2 protein-coding genes and 1 CRISPR repeat array are annotated in these 5,482 nt (G+C 45.0%); both genes read left to right on the top strand.

Features of this window, described 5'->3' with window-relative positions; all coding sequences use genetic code 11:
* Nucleotides 1–193 precede the first annotated feature (193 nt).
* Nucleotides 194–1,348: an SWIM zinc finger family protein gene (locus JUI58_RS01175; protein WP_204101912.1), complete on the top strand. Its 1,155-nt coding sequence runs from the start codon at nucleotides 194–196 to the stop codon at nucleotides 1,346–1,348.
* A 20-nt stretch (nucleotides 1,349–1,368) separates the two neighbouring features.
* The gene (locus JUI58_RS01170) at nucleotides 1,369–2,742 is read left to right on the top strand and encodes a tetratricopeptide repeat protein (RefSeq protein WP_204101911.1); all 1,374 of its coding nucleotides are present in this window, start codon (nucleotides 1,369–1,371) and stop codon (nucleotides 2,740–2,742) included.
* A gap of 46 nt (nucleotides 2,743–2,788) precedes the next feature.
* A CRISPR array of direct repeats spans nucleotides 2,789–5,420; the repeat unit is 35 nt; unit sequence GTTTCCATACGTTTGACTTCCAAAGAAGCCGAAAG.
* Nucleotides 5,421–5,482 lie beyond the last annotated feature (62 nt).

Here is a 5,482-nt window from a genome sequence, read left to right as displayed (position 1 = left end):
GAGACATAGCGTTTCATACCTACTGAAAACTTTCTGGTGATATATTATCATATTTTACCAGATATTTTGAGCTTTTTCGTTAATTATTACGTCTCCAGCCATCTCGAATCAGCGCATTTTTGACGGGTTGATGATAAACATCTTTAGCAGGCATAAGACTTTGAACGCGATCGCATCTCCTCCAATATAACAAATGTTCTCATTAAGCGAAACTCAGATTCAACGCCTCGCCACGCCCAACAGCTACGACCGAGGACAAGATTATTACCAACGCCATGCCATCCTGCAACCGACGCGGCAAGGCAACGTTCTCTCGGCATTCTGCATCGGCACGGCACTGTACCATGTAACCATTGCTTTCGATGAAAACGAAATCTCCAACGCGCAATGCAGTTGTCCTTACCGCTACGGCGGACTCTGCAAGCACGGCGTGGCGTTGTTATTAACGTGGTGCAAAGAACCCGAAGCATTTCAGAACGTGCCGACGCTGCAAGAGACTTTAGCCAAACGCAGCAAAGTCGAACTGATCGAACTCGTGGAGGCAATGGTAACGCAAGAACCCATGTTGCTTTCGCTCATCAACGACTCCCTACTCCCTACTCCCAATTCCCTGTCTTGGTGCGCGTTCCCTAGGCGAGGAAACCTCGCCGGGGTCGCACCGCTACTCCCTCGCATCAACGCTACTCTCGAATTACCCACCGCCCGCGCTATTGTCGAGGCATTGCAGCCGTTTATCGAACTGGCACGGCGCTACTTTGATGCGGGTAATATTCTTGATGCTGGGTCGCTGTACTGTTTGCTGCTGTCGGAACTCACACAAAGCTACGATGCGGAACGCGAATCATTAGACTATAACGGTGAATTGTGCGCTCTGTCATCAGTTTTGGTAACGAGTTTACGAGAGTGTTTGGTCAATTCAAACATTCCAAAAACGCTGCAACAACTCTGGATCGGTGCGCTGATTGAAGCCTACCGAAGAAATATTGATGGTGGCGAATATGCTTATGGGGTCGAGGCTGTATTGTTGGCGATCGACTCAGAACAATTAGAAGACGTTGTAGCAAACTTGGACGATCGCCAGACCCATAATGCGATATTCAAGTTGTTGGAGAAAAAGACAGCGTTCACCCATAAGAAAACTATTGCTCTTTCCGATTACCCTGCCGCCATCGAGAAGGAAATTAACAAGCGCCATCGTCGTTATTATCGTCAAGCTGCACGTTATCTTCAAGAGTACAAAGCAATTTGTGACGAACAAACGTGGCTGAATTATATCAATTTACTACGCGATCGCTACGGTTCTTTGCGCTCTCTTTGGAAGGAAATTGAAAAGGCAGAATTACGCTAAATCAACCGAATTAAAATTTTATGAGCATGATAAAAAATTGGAAAGCATCGGGTGAATTATTATTTCAAGCGTTAGGGGTAAAATTAGATGATATCCCTTTTGAACATCTTGCCAGCTACACGGCAGTTCACTATTTTTTGACGGCTGAAAATCAACCCCATGCTAATGCTCAAAATCTCGATAAAGTGACACGATATCTCGAATCGTTTCATCATCTCTGTGCCGTCAGCGATTGGGATTTAGCTTATAAAATTATGTTTTTGCCTCTGGAAAGTTTTGATGACAATCACTTAACATTACAGTTGGATATTTGGGGATATTATGAAAAAGAAATTTCTCTTGGCGAACAATTATTAAACAAAATTTCACCTCAAGTTGATTTAGAATGTCTAATCGTAATGGGGGATGGATATATCGACCTCGGCGATTATGAAAAGGCTTGGAAAGTCTACCAACAAGGACTGGATTTATCCCACACCATTAATGATTCAGAGATGCAAATCACCTGTTTATTGTGCCTTGGACTGGTTCTTAACTATCAAGGGAAGTATCGCGAATCTGCTGCATACTATCAAGAAGCTCTCAATCAAGACATCAAACTTTGCGATTTAAAAACGGAGTATCTTGTTCTCAAAGCTAGAATCTTATCAAATCTAGCTATGAGTTATTATAACTTAGATCGAAATAAAGAGTCACTAGATTGTAATGAGCAGAGTCTGAGCTTATTCCGCATCTTAGGCGATCGCCAAGGCGAAGCAACAACTTTAATCAGTTTAGGAAGAGACTATTACATTTTAGAAGATTATGAACGAGGACTCACATTGGGTCAACAAGGATTAACACTTGCTCGAGAAATCGGACATTCTTCCGGTGAAGCTGAAGCCTTAAACTTGTTAGGCATGATTTATTGTGCTACGGGGGATTTTCAACAGGCTCTTGAGGTTCACGAAAAACAAATTACCATCGCTCGTGAAATCGGAGATTTGCGTGAGGAAGCCTATGCTATGGGGAATTTAGCCGATCTTTACGAGACATTAGAAGATTACGATCTCTCTGCTCATTATGCTCAAAAACATTTAGCACTTTCACAACAAATTGGCGATCGCAGAGGAGAAGGTGCTGCACTTCATTCGTTGGGTGTGGCGTTGCTAGAGCAGTCTCAATTATCTCGGGCGTTGGAGAAATTACAACTGGCACTCCAAATTTTCCAAGAGGTTGAAAGCCGCAGTGAAGAGGCTCAAACCCTTGCGGATTTATCGGTACTTTATTGGCGATTAAATGACAATGAATCTGCTCTAAACTATTGCGATTGTGCCTATGTTTTAGCTAAAAAGTTAGACATTTCTCTAGCAGATGAATGTCAAGAACTTCGACAACAAATACTAGGTAGTTAAAGAAGTCGAAAGAAAAAAGATTCGGCTCTTACCGAATCCCAATCAAGTTTCCATACGTTTGACTTCCAAAGAAGCCGAAAGACTTCCTCCGACCGGATTATAATCCGGTTCAGTTGTTTCCATACGTTTGACTTCCAAAGAAGCCGAAAGTTATGGCCCCAAACAGTTACATGGTGACCTTAATTAAAGGGTTTCCATACGTTTGACTTCCAAAGAAGCCGAAAGCATTTACAACTCCCCGATGTGGGAACAATTAGGGTTTCCATACGTTTGACTTCCAAAGAAGCCGAAAGATGGTATCGATGGTAAGTTCATTTACAACTCCCGTTTCCATACGTTTGACTTCCAAAGAAGCCGAAAGTTTTCAGCAGCATGCAGAATAACACGAATACTAGTTTCCATACGTTTGACTTCCAAAGAAGCCGAAAGGCCTTGATTTCGACGCCTGTCCTCAATATAATGAGTTTCCATACGTTTGACTTCCAAAGAAGCCGAAAGTGCGAGTCTTGTTGTGGATGGGATCACCTTTACTGGTTTCCATACGTTTGACTTCCAAAGAAGCCGAAAGGGGTGGGTGACCAATGCCAAAATAGTGAGGTTATGGTTTCCATACGTTTGACTTCCAAAGAAGCCGAAAGAAACAGGACTGTTGTTACAGGCTCTGCCGAATCCGGTTTCCATACGTTTGACTTCCAAAGAAGCCGAAAGGTGCTTCGTCTAATACTCAATCCGCTGGCACCGGTTTCCATACGTTTGACTTCCAAAGAAGCCGAAAGGGTTGTTTCGGATCAGACCCACGCTGGTGCCGTCGAGGTTTCCATACGTTTGACTTCCAAAGAAGCCGAAAGCCGGCCGGGGCACCCCCGGCCGGAGCTCAGGTTTCCATACGTTTGACTTCCAAAGAAGCCGAAAGTATTGCCGGTCTCGGTCTTGCTGCTCCTGCAGCTCAGGTTTCCATACGTTTGACTTCCAAAGAAGCCGAAAGTCTTTGCAGGACAAGTTGCGACTCCGATTCTCGTTTCCATACGTTTGACTTCCAAAGAAGCCGAAAGTTTCTGCCCAATCCCCAGCTCCAGCTCCGTAATTTTCGTTTCCATACGTTTGACTTCCAAAGAAGCCGAAAGAAGCGTTCAAGCTGAAGGTACAACCCCTTCTGCCCAAGTTTCCATACGTTTGACTTCCAAAGAAGCCGAAAGTTCCGGTCTCCGCACAGGTTGCCGTTGGTTCTGTCAAGTTTCCATACGTTTGACTTCCAAAGAAGCCGAAAGAGTTATCCTTGCCACCACCGGTGCCACCACCAGTTTCCATACGTTTGACTTCCAAAGAAGCCGAAAGTTCTTATTTCTACAACGCCTATGCCTTCAGGGTTCGAGTTTCCATACGTTTGACTTCCAAAGAAGCCGAAAGCGGCAACCGTGACGGGGGGAGTAATGCCCACCCAACGTTTCCATACGTTTGACTTCCAAAGAAGCCGAAAGTCAAAAAACTGGTCTCGCTCTCGTTGCTCTCGGTATGTTTCCATACGTTTGACTTCCAAAGAAGCCGAAAGTAGCTTGATTGAGGACACCATGTCCGACATTCGGCTCGTTTCCATACGTTTGACTTCCAAAGAAGCCGAAAGCTGATCGGGGTACCGTTGGCACCCGCTACGATGGTGAGTCTAATGTTTCCATACGTTTGACTTCCAAAGAAGCCGAAAGACGATCATGCCGTCCCTTTTGAACGTCTACGCCGCCGAGTTTCCATACGTTTGACTTCCAAAGAAGCCGAAAGCGACAAACCCAAACCCAAACCCAAACCCTCCGGTTTCCATACGTTTGACTTCCAAAGAAGCCGAAAGTCGATGCTCACGGGGAAGTACGTAGCTACAAGTTTCCATACGTTTGACTTCCAAAGAAGCCGAAAGAAAATGGTCATTGAACAACAAAATGGAGAAATAAAGTTTCCATACGTTTGACTTCCAAAGAAGCCGAAAGCATCGTGATGCCTTCCTTGCTGAACGTTTACGCCGCAGGTTTCCATACGTTTGACTTCCAAAGAAGCCGAAAGGTATGCCGGAAAATCCGGTTAAGTATAGAATTGAAGGTTTCCATACGTTTGACTTCCAAAGAAGCCGAAAGAGCACGATTGTGCCAACTAGCGCAACCGTAACAGTTTCCATACGTTTGACTTCCAAAGAAGCCGAAAGAATGCGCCCGGAGCTCTCGAGCCTCGGCTTCACGTTTCCATACGTTTGACTTCCAAAGAAGCCGAAAGGTTCAAGCGTTCCGACCCGGGAACAAATTCAGGTTCAGGTTTCCATACGTTTGACTTCCAAAGAAGCCGAAAGCTTTAAATGAGGGGGGTCACCGGTACGAAAAAGTTTCCATACGTTTGACTTCCAAAGAAGCCGAAAGCGGCCATTGAGGCCTGGAACGAAAATCCAGGAAACTGTTTCCATACGTTTGACTTCCAAAGAAGCCGAAAGTAAACTCGTTGATGGGACTTGGCTACGCTGGGTTAGTTTCCATACGTTTGACTTCCAAAGAAGCCGAAAGCTGCATATAAGATGCAAATCGAGCAGCTCGGATTGTTTCCATACGTTTGACTTCCAAAGAAGCCGAAAGACCTGATTGCCAAGATTTCTTTCCAGAGTGATGGAAAGTTTCCATACGTTTGACTTCCAAAGAAGCCGAAAGAGTGCCGATCTAGAACCCGCACCGTGACTAGATTGTAGCACCCCGATCCTATAGGGGTCAAG

The organism is Spirulina sp. CCY15215 (genome assembly GCF_016888125.1).
Lineage (GTDB): Bacteria > Cyanobacteriota > Cyanobacteriia > Cyanobacteriales > Spirulinaceae > CCY15215.
This window is presented reverse-complemented; position numbering and strand designations above follow the sequence as displayed.

Coding starts and splice junctions, on each gene's coding strand:
- JUI58_RS01175 (WP_204101912.1), top strand. CDS start 194: ATGTTCTCATTAAGCGAAACTCAGATTCAACGCCTCGCCACGCCCAAC.
- JUI58_RS01170 (WP_204101911.1), top strand. CDS start 1,369: ATGAGCATGATAAAAAATTGGAAAGCATCGGGTGAATTATTATTTCAA.